20 protein-coding genes are annotated in these 15653 nt (G+C 57.3%); 4 read left to right on the plus strand and 16 right to left on the minus strand.

What is annotated here, in order from left to right; all coding sequences use genetic code 11:
• Positions 1–18: 18 nt before the first annotated feature.
• Both J4O76_RS22770 and J4O76_RS22775 read right to left on the minus strand, forming a co-directional pair.
• Positions 19–702 (minus strand): sensor histidine kinase, encoded by a 684-nt coding sequence (locus tag J4O76_RS22770; RefSeq protein WP_426284403.1) that lies wholly within the window; start codon positions 700–702, stop codon positions 19–21.
• Complete coding sequence (locus tag J4O76_RS22775; protein WP_426284404.1) at positions 699–1502, minus strand: Crp/Fnr family transcriptional regulator; 804 nt, start codon at positions 1500–1502, stop codon at positions 699–701. Before J4O76_RS22775 ends, J4O76_RS22770 begins: the two co-directional genes overlap by 4 nt.
• A gap of 481 nt (positions 1503–1983) precedes the next feature.
• On the opposite strand from J4O76_RS22775, the gene J4O76_RS22780 reads away from it, so the two are divergent.
• The 4 genes from J4O76_RS22780 (at position 1984) to J4O76_RS22795 (ending at position 4088) form a co-directional block, all read left to right on the plus strand.
• Positions 1984–2700: a Crp/Fnr family transcriptional regulator gene (locus J4O76_RS22780; protein WP_426284405.1), complete on the plus strand. Its 717-nt coding sequence runs from the start codon at positions 1984–1986 to the stop codon at positions 2698–2700.
• Positions 2697–2948: a DUF6894 family protein gene (locus tag J4O76_RS22785; protein ID WP_426284406.1), complete on the plus strand. Its 252-nt coding sequence runs from the start codon at positions 2697–2699 to the stop codon at positions 2946–2948. Before J4O76_RS22780 ends, J4O76_RS22785 begins: the two co-directional genes overlap by 4 nt.
• Positions 2949–3089: 141 nt before the next feature.
• Positions 3090–3788: a Crp/Fnr family transcriptional regulator gene (locus J4O76_RS22790; protein ID WP_426284407.1), complete on the plus strand. Its 699-nt coding sequence runs from the start codon at positions 3090–3092 to the stop codon at positions 3786–3788.
• Positions 3789–3830: 42 nt separating this feature from the next.
• On the plus strand, positions 3831–4088 hold the full coding sequence (locus J4O76_RS22795) for a DUF6894 family protein (RefSeq protein WP_426284408.1): 258 nt from the start codon (positions 3831–3833) through the stop codon (positions 4086–4088).
• A 2-nt stretch (positions 4089–4090) separates the two neighbouring features.
• Here the strand turns inward: J4O76_RS22795 and J4O76_RS22800 are convergent, their stop codons facing one another.
• The 14 genes from J4O76_RS22800 to J4O76_RS22865 all read right to left on the minus strand — a co-directional run bounded on the left by J4O76_RS22800 (position 4091) and on the right by J4O76_RS22865 (position 15631).
• Positions 4091–4822 carry a Crp/Fnr family transcriptional regulator gene (locus J4O76_RS22800; protein WP_426284409.1) on the minus strand — a complete coding sequence of 244 codons (732 nt, stop codon included), beginning with the start codon at positions 4820–4822 and terminating at the stop codon, positions 4091–4093.
• A 139-nt stretch (positions 4823–4961) separates the two neighbouring features.
• Complete coding sequence (locus J4O76_RS22805) at positions 4962–5909, minus strand: cation transporter (protein WP_426284410.1); 948 nt, start codon at positions 5907–5909, stop codon at positions 4962–4964.
• A complete protein-coding gene (locus J4O76_RS22810; RefSeq protein ID WP_426284411.1) occupies positions 5906–6346 on the minus strand; it encodes a hypothetical protein in 441 nt (146 codons plus the stop codon). Before J4O76_RS22810 ends, J4O76_RS22805 begins: the two co-directional genes overlap by 4 nt.
• Before the next feature lie 151 nt (positions 6347–6497).
• Positions 6498–6806, minus strand: coding sequence for a plasmid stabilization protein (locus J4O76_RS22815; protein WP_426284487.1), 309 nt, complete (start codon positions 6804–6806; stop codon positions 6498–6500).
• A 253-nt stretch (positions 6807–7059) separates the two neighbouring features.
• A complete protein-coding gene (locus J4O76_RS22820; protein WP_426284412.1) occupies positions 7060–7575 on the minus strand; it encodes a ferritin-like domain-containing protein in 516 nt (171 codons plus the stop codon).
• Positions 7576–8630: 1055 nt separating this feature from the next.
• A complete protein-coding gene (locus J4O76_RS22825) occupies positions 8631–9122 on the minus strand; it encodes a recombinase family protein (protein WP_426284489.1) in 492 nt (163 codons plus the stop codon).
• 534 nt (positions 9123–9656) lie between these two features.
• The gene (locus tag J4O76_RS22830) at positions 9657–10076 is read right to left on the minus strand and encodes a GFA family protein (protein ID WP_426284413.1); all 420 of its coding nucleotides are present in this window, start codon (positions 10074–10076) and stop codon (positions 9657–9659) included.
• A gap of 152 nt (positions 10077–10228) precedes the next feature.
• Complete coding sequence (locus J4O76_RS22835; RefSeq protein ID WP_426284414.1) at positions 10229–10702, minus strand: NUDIX hydrolase; 474 nt, start codon at positions 10700–10702, stop codon at positions 10229–10231.
• Between the two features lie 172 nt (positions 10703–10874).
• Positions 10875–12161 carry an amidohydrolase family protein gene (locus J4O76_RS22840; protein ID WP_426284415.1) on the minus strand — a complete coding sequence of 429 codons (1287 nt, stop codon included), beginning with the start codon at positions 12159–12161 and terminating at the stop codon, positions 10875–10877.
• A 99-nt stretch (positions 12162–12260) separates the two neighbouring features.
• The gene (locus tag J4O76_RS22845; protein WP_426284416.1) at positions 12261–12974 is read right to left on the minus strand and encodes a LytR/AlgR family response regulator transcription factor; all 714 of its coding nucleotides are present in this window, start codon (positions 12972–12974) and stop codon (positions 12261–12263) included.
• Positions 12971–13948 (minus strand): sensor histidine kinase, encoded by a 978-nt coding sequence (locus tag J4O76_RS22850; RefSeq protein ID WP_426284417.1) that lies wholly within the window; start codon positions 13946–13948, stop codon positions 12971–12973. The genes J4O76_RS22845 and J4O76_RS22850 overlap by 4 nt, the downstream gene beginning before the upstream one ends.
• A gap of 305 nt (positions 13949–14253) precedes the next feature.
• Complete coding sequence (locus J4O76_RS22855; protein ID WP_426284418.1) at positions 14254–14601, minus strand: DUF3088 domain-containing protein; 348 nt, start codon at positions 14599–14601, stop codon at positions 14254–14256.
• Between the two features lie 116 nt (positions 14602–14717).
• Entirely contained in the window at positions 14718–15140 is a 423-nt protein-coding gene (locus J4O76_RS22860; RefSeq protein WP_426284419.1) for a LytTR family DNA-binding domain-containing protein, read from the minus strand.
• 14 nt (positions 15141–15154) lie between these two features.
• Positions 15155–15631, minus strand: a complete 477-nt coding sequence (locus tag J4O76_RS22865) for a GNAT family N-acetyltransferase (protein WP_426284420.1) — start codon at positions 15629–15631, stop codon at positions 15155–15157.
• Positions 15632–15653: the final 22 nt, after the last annotated feature.

Genomic DNA, 15653 nt, shown 5'->3' on the forward strand with positions numbered 1-15653 from the left:
CCTCGCCAACCGTGAGCATCACCCAGTCTGCGCGATGCGCAGTTTCTCAGACACACGAAGCTCGAACGCCTTGGATCCGGGTTCGGGGGGGATAAAAAGGCCACCAATCGAAGCGGTAAGCCGTTTTGCCAAACCAAGACCAAGGCCGCTGCGATCGGGCCTCACCGTATCGACCAAGGGCAGGCCGTCATCGTCGACAATCACCGATACGTCGCCGGCGGGTGTCCGGCCAAGCGTGACACGGATATGGCCGGCTTTGCCGTCCTTATACCCGTGCTTGATCGCGTTCGTCGCAAGCTCGTTGGCGACGAGGGCAAGAGTAGTCACCTCGTTCGGCGTCAGGCCATCGACGTCATCGGTGACCTGTAGCGACACCAGAATGGACCGCGGTTCCGCCTGTGCATGCAGGGCCTCACACACCTGGCGCAGCGCAGCCTCTATCGACGGCTTCTGGTCGCCGTGCATGGTACTGCGGGCTCGTGCCAGTATAGAAACCCGCTCCATAGCATCGGTCAGGGCCTGACGGGCTTCTGGGTGCGTCGCGCGTTGGCTCTGCAGCGCCAGCAGACTGACGACGAGCTGCAGGTCGTTGCTGCACCTGTGGTTTGTCTCGCGAAGCAGGAGGTCGTGATCCTGGAGATGTGATGAGCTGTTGCGGACGGAGTCCGACAACCCTGCGGAGCGTTGACCGCCTTGGGTCATGCGATGTCTGCCGTCGGACGCGCCGCAGCATCAATATGCCGGTGCATATGCAAATAGCTGGGATCGAACCCGGCTGCGTAACGCAGAGCGGCGACGTCAGGGATGGTCAGCACGCGATCACACAGTTGGATCAAGCCGTCTTTGCGCAGCTGCCGGACCGTCCGGTTCACGTGGATGTTTGTGAGGCCAAGGAGGTCACCGATTTGCTCCTGTCGCAAGGGGAACGGAAAGGTGATGTCGTTCTCACCTTCATTCCCAACGCGGATGGCGATCTCGCAGAGCAGATGGGCAATACGCGCATGCGCTGACCGGCGACCAAGCGACAGCATCCACTTACTGGCTATGGCGTTTTCAATCATCGCGAGCCCCGTGAAGGTGCGGGCGATACCGGGATGCTCGTCGACAAGAGCTAGCGCTCGATTACGCGGCAACGCAACGACGATAACGTCGGTGAGCGTTCGGACGCTATACGCGACGCGCTCGAACAGAAGCATGTCGAGATTGGCGATATCGCCCGGCATCAGGAGGGCGGTTAGCTGGCGCCCACCGTCAGGAGCGCAGGCGTAGCGGTAGGCCCAGCCGCTAGCGACAATTAGCAGATTGTCTGCCTTCTCAGCTTCGCAGACCAGATCCTTTTGGGCATCGAAGCGCTTGGACCAAATCACTGCGCGCTCAAGCGCGCGCTGCTCCGCCTTCATCAAAAACGGCGAACGCCATAACCCCGTACTGCGCAGATTTCGCGACGGCCAATAGTCGTAGCGATCGGATTCATGAGCATGCGCCGCAGTAAGTTCGGTCATGACAAGTCACCCCTTGACGACATACGGAATACGCATGGATGGCTTTGTATTTGAACGGATTTGTGTGGGCTCGGCGAGCAACCATTCCTCGCGAGATGTCCAAGACATCTCAGACCTGTATCGGGCAGGCGATAATATCATTGACCGGAGACGCAGAAGGTATGCGTTCGCCAGACCTTGATGGGCAGCGGCCGATGCACAGCACTTGGCTGTACGGGCGAGATTTTGTTCGACGACGTGGCGCTTCGCCAGGTAGCCGTAATCTTCATCGCGCACCGTGTATCTCCTGCCGATGTTCAGGAAAGATACATATGTTAACGCACCTGCCAAGCATCTTACGGAGTTTGGTATGGTAGATGACGGAGTTGCTTACTGACGGGAACGCCCCGGTCAGGTATGAGTGTTGCATCATCTACGGACGACCCCGGGCGTAGATGGCTGGAAGCCGATTGCTTTCGCCCTTCGAACAAGCGGAGGGCGTATGCCGCATCCGACCCAATCTTTCGTTCGCAATGGCCTGTTGTCGGTCATCGATGCAGCGGCCTACGCCGCAATCGGTCCGCATCTCGAACCCGTCGACCTGCCCAAGGGCACTGTGCTGATCGAGGCGGGTGAGCCATTCACGCATGCGCATTTCTTCAACAGCGGTATCGGCTCGATCGTCGTTAGTACCGCGGACAGCCGGCGGGTTGAGGCGGGGATTTTTGGCCGCGAGGGCTTGTCGGGCTTTGGCTGTTTGCTCGGCGTCGATCAGTGCCCGCAAACCACGATGGTACAGGTAGAAGGCGAGGGCTACCGTGTCAGTCTCGATGGCCTGCGCGCCGCATGTCAGGAGTCGGCCTCGCTGCGTGAGACACTGCTGCGCTATGTCCACGTGTTCATCTCGCAGACGAGCTATACGTCGCTGTCCAACGTCAATCAGTCGGTCGAAGGGCGGCTCGCTCGCTGGCTGCTGATGTGCCACGATCGGGTGACCGGCGACGACATCGCGCTGACGCACGAGTTCCTCTCGATCATGCTGGCGGTACAGCGCCCCAGCGTCACGACCGCCCTGCACATGATCGAAGGGTATGGGTTCATCAAGGCGCGGCGCGGCCACATCACGATTCTGGAGCGAGACGCGCTCATCGACTTTGCCGATGGCATGTACGGCACCCCTGAAGCGGAATATCGCCGTCTGATCGGTCCGTTCGGTTGAGCCGCTTCTATCTTCACCAGCAAATTGCCAATGGCGTCATCGAGGATCCGGATGGCACTGAGGCTGTCGACCTAGCAGCCGCAAAGCACGAGGCCATACTGGCTGCGCGGCAGCTTCTGGCCAACGCTATTTTGACTGGCGTGGCACCACTGGGGACAGCCTTCCAGATTACCAATGAGGCTGGGCAGATGCTCCTGAAGGTCCCCTTTCGTGACGCTTTGCCTGCCCGGTTTATCAGCACTGACTGACCGGAGTTTGGTACGGTATCGAACCAAAAAGGGCGGAACGCTCGCTCAGGTAGAAATCAGCACCTATCAACCTGCATCAAGACCAACACGGGGCCGGCGTCGCCGCGGGCCATAACATACGAAAGATGTCGCAAGGGCACCATGGCTTTCAATAATCGACTTCTTCGTGCTCTGTCCCTCGCCGATCAAGAGGTTTTGCGCGCCCACCTGCGATGGTCGGAGCTCGAGCGCGGCACTGTCCTGGTATCGCCGGACGAGCCAATCTCACGCGTTTGGTTTCCGGAAAGCGGACTGACTTCAATCATTGCCATGGCGGGCAGCGATCAGGGTATCGAAGTCGGCCTCGCTGGTCGCGATGGCCTTGTTGGCATGCCGCTCGTTCTCGATGCTGACCGGACCCCACATCGCATCTTCATGCAGGTTAGCGGTGCGGCTTACAGCGTCGATGGAGTCATTTTTCGACAGGTACTCGACGATCATGCTAGCATTCGAAAACTGCTGCTACGCTACGTTCAGGCCTACTCGACGCAGACCACTTACACAGCGCTGTCGAACGCCATGCATACCGTGGAAGAGCGGTTGGCGCGCTGGTTGCTGATGAGCCACGATCGTCAGGATGACGACGAAATACCCCTGACCCACGACTTTTTAGCGCTTATGCTCGGGGTCCGCCGACCCAGCGTCACGATCGCCCTGCATTCGCTCGAAGGCCTTGGCTTTATCAAGGCCACCCGCGGACTGATTGTGGTACGCAAACGCGAAGAGCTCGAGGAATTCGCTGGTGCCGGTTACGGTGTACCAGAAGCGGAATATGAGCGCTTGATCGGTCAGCTACGCTGAACCATCAGTCTAACTCTGATCAAGTTTACGGATACCGAGAGCATGCCCCGTTTTTTCCTTCATATCGATGATGGGACCCAGCGGATCGAAGACGAGGAGGGGAGTGACTTGCCGGATCTGGCCGCTGCCCGCGAGGAAGCCTTAGGCGCAGCGCGGCAGCTCTGGGCCGCAGCAATCCTGGCCGGGCAGGACATCGCAGCGTGTCGTTTCGTGATCACCAATGGCGACGGCAACGTAATGGATACCGTCGATATGGATGAGGCCTTGCCCGAGAAATTAGCCCGCCGACTTCGCCTCTAGATTCACTGATGTAGATGCAGGTGACGGGTACTGAAGTCGGCGATATCCTGTAGACGGTCCCAATCGATGAAACGGATAGTTTTTCCATTCCGCGCTATCAAACCATCTCGTGCGAGAATCTTGAGCATTCTATTGATATGAACAGCGGTAAGCCCGAGTGCATCCCCAAGCTGCTCCTGGGTCATGGGAAGTTCAAAGGACCGATTATTAATTTTGTCCGGGCCATCGATTCTAATTGCAAATTCGCAAAGAAAATGTGCGACACGGGCGAGGGCATCTCGTCGGCCTATATTTAACAATAACTCACGAAGCATGGAGGATTCTTTCAGCATCATCAACGTGATGGCGTGACTCACTGCAGGGTATGCCTCCGACGCGGTTTTTAAAACCTTACTGGCTACAATAATTATGTCGCACTGCGTAAGCGCTTGAATATTATGATCTGGCGTATTCAGGTAGAGATTTTGCAGCCCGAGTATATCTCCGGCAATCTTGATAGAAACGATCTGTCGGTCGCCTGCGCCACTTGTCTTTTGGCAGACCGCAAGGCCCGTCATTAGGATGCCGCATTTATCAGCAAGAGCGCCCTCCCGGACAAAGTAGCTTCCCGGCTCGAACTGCCTAGCAACGTAAGGCATCTGTAAGATTTCCGCCCTTGCCTCATCAGAGACTTTGGCGTGCTCGGCAAGTTTATCCACCATTCGCATAAGTGGGTTTTTGTCAGACACAGGCATCGGTTTTTGTCCTGCCTACCGAGCGAACCCCGCTATTTCGGCAAATATGAATGTTAGCTCGCCAACCCGCTTTAGCATCATTAACGGATGATAGGGAAATCAGACGCGCTGAGATGGCGAAGTGCCGCTGGGATCGGTTTCACGATATTTGGCGTTCGAGAGCATCGCCGCTATCGCGAGGTGGTGGAACGAAGCTGATATGCCCCAGCCGCCAGGCGCGATCGGGATCACCCGGCCAATAGTCACGGATGTTGAGCTTATTTTCAGGTGGCACCGCACCGACGATCTGTGCGCTGATCACTCGTCCCGTCTCTCGTAAATGTACCTCGGCACCGGGGAACAGGGCATCTAACGCCGCGTGCAGCGCAGAGGCGTCTCGCGCAATGTCGGTGCTGTCCAACTCCCGAGGGGAGCCGTCGATGAGTTCCGCTGACGCTGCGCGCAGTGCTCGGATACCATCGTTGAGAATGTCGAGCGAGATTAGGCCTGCGGCCAGTGCGTCCGCCCACCAATACCCAAGACCAATGCCGATCACACCGCCTATGCCTGCAATCCCGGTCATCCAGTTCGCCTTCTGCGTCATGGCGTCGGTGAACAGCGTCTTATCGTTGAGTTGCCGTGCCAGCGGGAGCTTCAACCATCCGAGAACCAAGGGCACGATGATCGAGTAGATCTGGGCTGCGACCATGATCCAACCCAGCCAGATTTCTTGGTCTCCGATATGGACGGCAGCGACGGTTGCGTGCTCCTGCGAGATCAGACTGATCGCAGAGTCGATCAGCAACGTACCGCCCAACGCCGTCAGCGCGGTCGCTGCGATGGCAAAGGCGAGACTGGGCACGCGTGCAAAGCCGTTCGGAAATCGTGCGTCGGCGGGGCGGCGTTCGATACGTCTCGCAATGAGAAACACCGCTGGAGGGATAAGGCTGAGACAATCTTCGATCCAGGCCGTCTTCATCGTCTGGCTGGAGCCCATTGCTGAGCCCATGACGATGATCACGCTGATCGTCCACGCGATAGACCACCACTCCAGGCGTTCTGCACGTCGCAGACTGCCCCTCAGCTCTTTGGGAATGCCTCCGTTCACGGCCTTCCTCCCGCCGCTTTGGCCTCCCGCTGTACCATCATGATCCACGCGTTCTCGCCATTTCGCACGACGATATGACTGGCGGTTTTACCGGTTGACGTCTCGATCATACGGATCGGTGGGCCAAGGCTTACCCGCGCCTTCCACGGTGTTTTCTCGTCGAAACGCCCACCCACTACCGCATCAAGCTTGCCAGCCTCCAGGTCGAGCAGCAAAGGCTCCAACATCCCGGACCGGAGGATAGGCTTTGCCTCGGTTGACGCCTCGAGGCGTGTCAAAACTTGCCTCCAACCCGCTGCGTCGGTGGTCGATCCGCCTTGCACGCGGCCTACCCTGATCACGTGCTCGCGCCGAATGCGGTCAAGCGTACCGTCTGGATCTTTCGGTAGGTTTCCGCATCCGGAAAGACACAACATCAATGCGAAATAAACTTTCATGACTGTTTTATGGATGGGAGGGTTAATTGCGTCTACCGCGACCGACCTTCAGGTCGGCCTAGTGACCTACAAAGCTGCTATTTCATCAGAAAACTAACGGGTGTGGATTCCGACATTGTACCTAGCCATCCCGCAAGGAAAGAGATGAACATCAGCTCTTTTCGGCGTTACGCTTCCGCGTTGCTGCAGCCTTCTTAGCTGACGCGGAGCGGTCTGCTGCCGACCGGTGCGCGGATACCTCGCCACCCTTCTTACCACCCGCTTCTGATGATTCATGCGTATCGGGCTTTCCGCGGCCGGAGCCAGACTTGTTGCCGCCCCCGCTTTCCTTGTTCACGGTCGCCCAGGCGCGACGCTCGGCTTCATCCTTTGGGGTACCTCGATCTTCGTAACCTTCTTCGATATGCTCGGCTTTGCGCTTTTGCTTATCGGTATATTTGTCTTTGTCGCCTTGAGGCATATCACTCTCCATCTAACGCTTATCGAACTTCACATTCGGCGTGGGCCAAAGCGATCGACGTCGTCTGGGCAAAACCCCGCTTTTCCCCTGCGTCTCACGGTCGCGTCACTCGCTAAAAGCCTTCGCGAGTAAAACGGAGCTCGCTATCGTCGGCCAATTGGTCCGGCTAGGTAGCCCGGATCAGATCGTGGATAGTGTCGCAGTTGCCAGCCCGGCCTGGTGTGCCGCCACCGGCAGCACACCAAACTCGTAATTATGCGGTCTGCGTTTCTGCCGTACGGTTGATGCGCGCTTCGGCGATCTGCGTTAGCTTGTCATCGGTGGCCTTCTCTTCGGCCAGCGTCTCGGCGAGCAAGGCTGCGCAGTCTTCACGGCCCAACTCCCGTGCCCATGCGATCAACGTGCCGTACTGGGCAATCTCATAGTGCTCGACCATCTGCGCACTGAACGTCAACGCCGCATCCAGCACGTGTTTGTCGTCGATATCGGAAGCGGTCGCCTTGGCTGCCTTGATAATACCGTCGATTGCGGGGCAGGTCGTCTCCGCAGCCTCAACCCCATGCTGACGAAACACCTGCTCGAGACGAACGCGCTGGTTCTCTGTTTCGGTGAGGTGTTGCTCGAAGCCGGCACGTAAATCACGGTTCGTCGCCATCGCAGCCATCTTGGGCAGCGTCTCGGCAATCTGACGTTCGGCATAATAGACCGTCTTGAGACCGTGGACAAACAGATCGTCAAGCGTGTGCGTACTGCTACCAAAAAAGCTCATGATGCTCTCCTAAGCAAATGGGAAGCCAATAAGCGGCATGAGGTTCAACGACTTACCCAGCTGAGGGGCGCAGCATACGCGGCGAGAGGGGCCAAAAGAGCGACAATTCGACAACATATTAATCTTTATTAAGTAATTGGGTAGGTGGTGGGGGAACCTGAGTAGGAAGTATACCCGGTTTATGGGAGTGCCGCATTGCAGATTGGTCACCACTAGCCATTATACATTGATTTGGGTTAGCAGGTTTGCGTTTGGATGGTTGGAACAAGTATAGCCACTAAACGCTACTCCATTGATCAGACAGGAGAGCAAGAATGCGTATTCTGACATCAGTAGCTGCGGTAGCATTGATCATCCCAGGCGTTGCGATGGCCCAAACAACTGGCGGTACAACGGCTGGCGGTGGAACGACGACTGGCGGCACGACCAGTAGTGGATCAACTACAGGCCGCATGAACGGTGGCATGTCCACCGGAACCGTAGATCAAGCGAACCCACCAACCAGCACGAGCGGCTCGACGACATCGACCGATCCGCAAAGTGTATCAAAGGGACGGAGCCGTACACGAGGATCGACATCGGGATCCACGATGCCTGGTTCGACAACGCCGGGAACAGCGGGCGGCACTATGGGCACCGGTACAGCGGGTGGCACAACTACCGGAGGTACGACAGGTACCATACCTCCGCGCTAAACTACCTTTGCCGTTGAACGGAAAGCCGGTCATGCAGGTGACCGGCTTTTTCGTATCCGTTCGTCAGCTAACCGGTTTCGCTCGTACCGACTTGCCGTCGGTTGAATTCATTCTCCCTCTACAACCTTGAGCGTGTGGGTGCCGATCGCAACTCTGTAGCCACTGTCATCACGCGTTGCGTAATCGATCGACAACGATGCCGTCGAAAGAGGGTATACCCTGTCTGACAACCGCCCTTTTGACTGATCGGTGGCACCAGTGAACATGTCACATTGGTACCACCCAGATCAGACAGTTGGCGGAGGCGCGGACTCTATAAATGGGGCCTGGGGTAGGTCGGCAATCGAGGGGCGCCGCGTGTTAGCTGGTGTCTTCCGACACAGGCTCCACCTTAAGCAGCCGGCGATCACGAGCGATCTTCGCAAGGAGGGTGCGGCTGCAACCTGTCGCGGCCATAATCTCCCGCCAGCTACGGCCGTTGCCCAACAACGAGGAGATAGCGGCGTTGCGGGTCTTGTTCGCTGGACGCCCCTTATAAAGGCCGGCTGCCTTTGCCTTGGCAGTGCCCTCAGCCTGACGGCGACGCCGATCTTCATAGTCTTTGCGTGCGACCGCGGCGAGGACGTCGAGCATCATCGCGTTGACCGCGGCAAACATGCGGCCGGTGAACTCGTCGGCCGGCGCCGTCAGGCTCCACGACGTCGGCAAATCAAGCGCGACGATGCGGACCTGTTTGGCGTCGATCAGGCCGCGTAGCCGAAGCCAGTCCGGCGAGGTGAGGCGGGACAGTCGATCGACTTGCTCCACTAGCAGTACGTCGCCGGGTTCGCAGTCAGCCAGTAACCGGAACAGCTCGGGCCGGTCCTACTTCGCGCCGCTTTCATTCTCTACATATCGCGCTGCGATCCGCAGCCCTTGCTCAACCGCAAACGCATCTAGAACACCACGGGCACGTGATGCGTCCTGTTCAGAGGTAGAGGCGCGGAGATAGGCACGTATGAACATGGTTTGGTCTTCGATACGTGGTGCTTGTTTGTCCAGTCCTTTTTAAGTGATCCATGCGTCTAAAAAGCACCGACTGACGGCAGGTCCTCAAAAGGTACACCCAAAACGCACCAGCACTAAATCGATCAGTGTCGCAATCTGTTGCGGAGCGGGGCGGGGATCGGGGTAACAATCGAAAGTGCCCCGAGATGGATCCATATTAGCCACGTTGACTTTCCCAAGACGTCATACCCATGAAGCCATCTCGAAAGTTTTATTTCTGGAGCAGGCCTGAAGTAAGCGCCGCAAATAAAAATTAGACTGACTATTAAGAGCAAGCTATTACACTCGTTCCCCGCTTATGTAAGACAAATGGGTATACGGAAAAAGGTAAAAGAACGCCTATCCCCAGCTTTCCGGAGCTCGTTGTATCTGCACCGCACTGCCACCGATTTCGTCCCACTCCGCCTTCAACGCAACGAAGACATGCTTATTAATGCGGGCCGTCGTCGGGGTATCAAATAAACCAACCGGAATCCAAAAACCGTCCGCTGTTCGAGTAATGTTCGGAACGCTACTTCCACAGATGGCGCAAAAGTCGTTTCGATACCCCGCTTCCCGCACAAATGAACGGATCGAAGTTTGACCATACTTCCATTGAAAACTAGACATAGCGACAAACATGCCAGCATTCGCCGATGACCCCGTCGCTTTCCGGCAGAGGGGGCAATGGCACTGATAAAGATCCGGTATATTCCCCTCGATCGCAAACCGAATGTCGCCACAAAGGCAGGACCCTTCAACGGCCGTTACTTTCTGCACTACCTCTGTCCTACTGCCGATCAATCCCCGTCGTTTTGCAAAGTTGCTTGGAAAATGCAATTCGATCGTCCTCGAACCACGATCCCACTTGAGACGGCTCCGGTCTTCTAATTTACCGAGAGGTGAGGGCCTCCTGTGCCCGCCTCATTAGACTATGATAATCTGATCTTCTGGAAATTGCCCGCCAAAGCTGCAGCCTGTCTTGCTACGTCGGCGACGCCGAAGCTCATGCCTACGTCAGTCGCTCCTAGTTGGGCCAGGCTGTGCCATGCAGCTTCCAGAGCATCGTCCCCCGCAAGGGGTGATCCCGAGATCCAGCGGCATAAAACTGCGATCAATATATAGTGCCCACGGATGCCGGTACTATCGTCAATATCAAAGGCATCTACCGCGTTGAACACGGTAACGACCTCGGCGATTACGCTAGTCTCTTCAAATAACTCTCGAACGGTAGCAGCATGAACTGTTTCACCGAATTCTATCTTTCCACCAGGAAATCCCCACAGACCGGCATCTGGCGCGTTGGCCCGTCGAACGAGCAAGACCGCGCCATCCTTGATCACCGCAGAAATCGTTGCCGCGACGGGACGACGCGTCACAGGCGCATCATGATCGATATCTTCCATATTTGGCGTAAAACCTCTTTCATACTTATCACGACTTAGCTAACTAATCGTCATTCTATTCATAGAGCGATGCCTAAGCTTGATATCCTAATCGCATTGAGCAGATGTCTTACTGAGTAATCTCCGATTAATTTTTGTAAATTGGGATCTATAGTATAGAAAAGACTTTAACCTAGGAAGGTGGAGAACGATTTATAACATGACCATTTTTCCAAATTTTGACGATACGTTGTGTAGCGGTGATATCTTTTGTTGGGTCGCCATCGATCAGCAGCATGTCGGCTTTTAGACCTGGTGCCAACCGACCTCGGTCGGTGGTGCCGAAAAACCCGGCTGGTGCAGAAGTCGCTGCTACCAATGCCTGGGTCGGCGTCAGTCCCGCCCTTACCAGAAGTTTCAGTTCCAAGTGTAGCGATGGGCCAAACGCAGTGGTCGGATTAGGTGCATCGGTGCCGGCGACGATTCTCACTCCTGCGCGGGCAAGGCGTCCGACGTTTGCTGATGCGATAGCAAAATCGTTCGGTCGCGGGTGCCTCCACACGAGGCCTAACATCCCACGCTGGCGTTGGGTCAAATACGGTGAGACCGCGGGCTCGGCAGCAAGAAGATGCGCGTCGTTCGTACCCGCTAGTCCCGCATACGTCGCAAGCGTCGCAGTTTGCACGATGCCTCCGGCCTTCATCGCCGCTATCAACGCATCATCGACTGGCGCATCGCATATAGCATGCTCCAGCGCATCGGTACCGTTGGCAACCGCTACCCTCGCGTCCTTGAGTTGCTGAACGTGCACGACGACGCGTTTACCCGTCGCCTTGGCTGCTTGCAGTACTAGTGCGAACCGCTGCGATGAAAACGTTGGGAGACTGCCGGGTTGCCCTGGTCGCGTTCCGTCATCCTGCAGCACCTTTATGTAGTCGGAGCCCGAACTCACCCTCGCCTTCATGAAGGCAGTCGCATCATCGTCTGGCGCCAGTGTGACGGGCTTGGCTACATCGGGCGACGTATCTGTGAACAGTTCCATCGGATGCCCTCCAGGAGGTGTCGCGCCCACACCGGCAGTGTAGGTGTCGGCCTCCGAGACTGCCAAATTGGAAGTACGCTGCACACGCCAACGATTAACCGTCTGCTGATCCGCAGCCGAGTACATATCGAACACTGTCGTTACCCCGAACCGCAGCGCATCGGACTGCGCGCCCGGGAAAACGTGAACGTGACCATCGATCAGGCCAGGCATTAATGTCCGGCCCTTTGCGTCCACAGTCTCGAGGCCTGCTGACGCCGTGAGGCGCTTACCGATTGCGGAAATGCGTCCGTTCTCAACCAGGACATCACGAACGCCGAGCATGCGGGTGCCGTCGAATACTCGGGCATTGTGTATCAATACACTTCCGTCTTGCGCTGGTATTGGTGCCGCACCGACCATCGCGACGAGAGAAAGGGGAAAAATGACGAGCCTCATACCTACCTCGTAATGGCAAGGGCGCGAGGAAGCCGTTCGCCGTTTCATTGACAAGGCCGGAGACGCGGTCCGGTCACTTGGTGGCGCCAGTCGTGCAAATCAGCACCCGAGCGCCTTCAACTCCGCTTCCAACAGCGCCCGATAGGTACGACTAAGCGCGACCGTTGAGCCCCCGGCAAGATGAATGTCGCCGTCGCCATTGCGTCGGTCAACGATAGCCAAGACCCGATCGATGCGCACCAACGCCGACCGGTGGACACGGATGAACTCTGGACCAAGCCGTTCGCTGAGTTCCGCGATCGACGTACGCATCAGATGCACCTCTCCCGCTGCGTGAACGCAAAGATAATGCCCAGCAGCGTCGACCCGGTCGATCGAGTCCAGCGCAATGAAGCTGGTACGGCTCCCGTCCCGGATTTCTAGATGCTGCGGCCTACCCACTTTTAGGGCGTCCCGACCCGATACCCTACGGACCCGATCAAGCGCTCTCGCGACCTCTACTGAAGTCGCAGGCTTTAGAAGATAGCCGAGAGCCTCCACTCCGAAAGCTGGCAGCGCGTATTCCGCAAAGGCGGTTAGAAAAACGATTGCAGGGCTAGGAGCCTTGAACTCAGAGGCCAGCATCAGCCCCGTACCATCCGGTAATTCTACGTCGAGAAAGACTAGGTCAGGATGAAGCGCCTCCGCACGATCCAGGCCCTCGGACAGCGTTCCTGCTTCTCCAACTACTACGACGTCGGGGTGGGGCGCCAAAAGCCGGCGTAGGCCAGCCCGAATAAGTGGGACGTCCTCGACAATCAACGTGCGTATCATTCGCCCATCTCGTCAGGCACAAATGGTAGGTTGAGTTTAACGACGAAACGGTCTGAATTGCGATCAACTACCAGTTGGCTTCGGGCATCACGCCACGCGGCAAGCCTCTCGCGCACATTCTGCAATCCTGACCCCAGCCCATGCGAGGGAGGGCTGATGGGCAAAAGCGCGTTGGCGACCTCAATGAAAAGGCGCCCATGATCGACAGTCGCCTTGATCGTCAACCACCCACCATCATTCATCCGCCCCAGACCGTGAACGAGCGCATTTTCCACTAAAGGCTGGAGAACTAGGGCGGGCACCCGGGCCCGCCAAGCATCTGCTGATATCACGAACCGTACATCAATTTGGTTAGGCAGCAACAGGCGGTGCAGCTCGATGTGATCCTTCGTCAGCGCAATTTCCTGCGCCATCGTCACTTCGGCTGAATTGCTTGCCAGCGTGGTTCTGAGGACATCGGCGAGCCGAGCTATAGCGCTCTGGGCTGCACCCGCGTCACGGTGCACCAGTTCCCCTACCGCGCCCAACGCATTGAACAGGAAATGCGGATTTAATTGTGCACGAAGGGTATCAAGGCGAGCTTGGGCAAGGGAGCGCTCTTGCTGCCTGGTGCGGTCCGCCCAAACTAGCGCTTGTCCGATCGCGACGACCCCACCGTAGATAGGTACGGAAAAGAACGAGGTAATTGCCACGCGTATCGGCAGCCGTGCCAGTGATCCGGGATGGCCTATGCCTAAAGCCCACGCCGAGGCCCACTCCAAAGTCAGGCCAGTACCTGTTACCACTGGAACACCAACCGCCCCCACCACCGTCAGACGTACCAGAGAACGCGGGGTTCGCCCGCTGCCCAACGGCAGCTCAGAACTCAGCCGGAGTAGACTGGGTGTGGATAAGGCCCATGGAAGGAAAACTACCATCATTGCCGCGAACGCGGCTAAAAACGATCCGCGTTGTCCCTGAGCGTCTCCGATCATCCATACCGCAGGCGTATAGGCTGCCGCCACGATACTCCACACGCCTGCTATTGTCCTCTTGCGAGGGCTGAGATCAGTCGGGAGCACGACAGGTATCCTCGTTATCTGACAGGCGAGGTAGTTCCAAGCGACGCTGCGCGATGCCACGTTCTTTTAGGGTCATTCGCGACAAAGTGGCGCCCGATGCCAGCTGGTGCGTTGTCTGACCCAGATTCAGATTAGCTCTCCGGTCAGGACCCGTCTGCGGATTCAGTGGCGTGCTTGCACCTGACGCGGCTTGGCAGTGGGAATGAAGCGCTCCTTGTTTACGGGTGTGGGAAAGGTATCGAGTGCCGACGTGAGAGAGCCTTAAGAATGGCATCCTTCCCCTCTGCAAATCTGCGCCCTCTGTAAATTCCGGTCGCCAGTTCCTCATCGGCATCCTCTGCGAAAATCAGGACTGGGAGCGACTGGTTTTCACTGCCGATCAGCTCGACGACTTCATACCTGGGCCGGGGCCATTCGACGCGCAGGACGTCGATCTGGTTGCGGAGCTCTGGAAAACTGGCGAGGACACCTTCTATCAATGCGCAGTGCCAGCAGTAGAACCGGAGATCAGGATATGCGGGGTCCGCGAAGTCAGGCTTGAGAATGACGAGCGTATCGCGTTGCATGCGGGAGCCTCTGTTGTGACGATATGTGCATAGTTTCAGAGCCGGAGCGGCCGGCGTTCGCACCATCCATCCGATCTCCTACGACGATATCCCGGTGTCGGTTGAACGTTGAGGGATCAACCCCGGGCGTCGATCAATCCGTTTCGATATCGCCGGCTTCCCCGAAGCTCTACGCCGTCCTGCATGACCACGGTGAAGTCTCCGCTTCGATCGCTCTGGATACTCCGAATGGCGGATAGACGTACGAGGCGGCTGCGATGGACGCGAACGAAACCGTCACCGAGCTCTTTCTCGACTGTGGCGAGCGTCGTTCGATGCAGAAGCGCCCTCCCTCTGGACGCAACTTCGACATAGTTCCCGGCCGCAGCGACATAATCGATTTCGTCCATCGGCAGCCTGTGCCTGGCTGCGCCGTCGACGATGTTGAGGAAAGATGAGGTGTTGATTGGGGCAGAAGGCCGATCGCTCACCAACGAGGGCCGATGGAGCAGCCATTGCGACAGGATCACGGCTGCGACGAATTGGAGGTAAGTCGCCACCCGGCCATGATGCACTAAACACGTAGCGTCATGTCCCAGCGGTCAAGACCGGGTCCGTATCCGTTGATCATGATGGCATTGAGTTCGAAGCCCAGAGACGCATAGAACCCTTCAGTATGTTGGCTAGTGTCGATCCGTACCTGCCTTACTCCCGCCATCGCTCTGACCGCGTCCAGACGGGCCATGGTAAGCAATCTCCCCAAGCCGGTTCCATGCAGGGCGTTATCTACCATGCCCCAGCAAAGGCTCGCTGTCGTACCGTGGGCATCAAGTGCATACCCGCCACACGCGACGATGAAATCGCTTCGTACGATGACGTCGTACGACCAGGTACCCGGGCAATCGTCGAGGAATTGTTCGAACTCACTGCCTTCGGACTGCGCGAAGTAGGCGGGGACGTTGCCGTTGAACAGCTTCAGGCAGGAAGCTTTGTCGGCGACTGAGTAAGGCCGGTAGACGAGGTCACGCGTGAGTTCCGGCGCGACGGGCATGTCATGCAGGCGTTCTGGTATC

It is taken from the genome of Sphingomonas sp. NFX23, from assembly GCF_049887795.1.
Taxonomy (GTDB): Bacteria; Pseudomonadota; Alphaproteobacteria; order Sphingomonadales; family Sphingomonadaceae; genus Sphingomonas.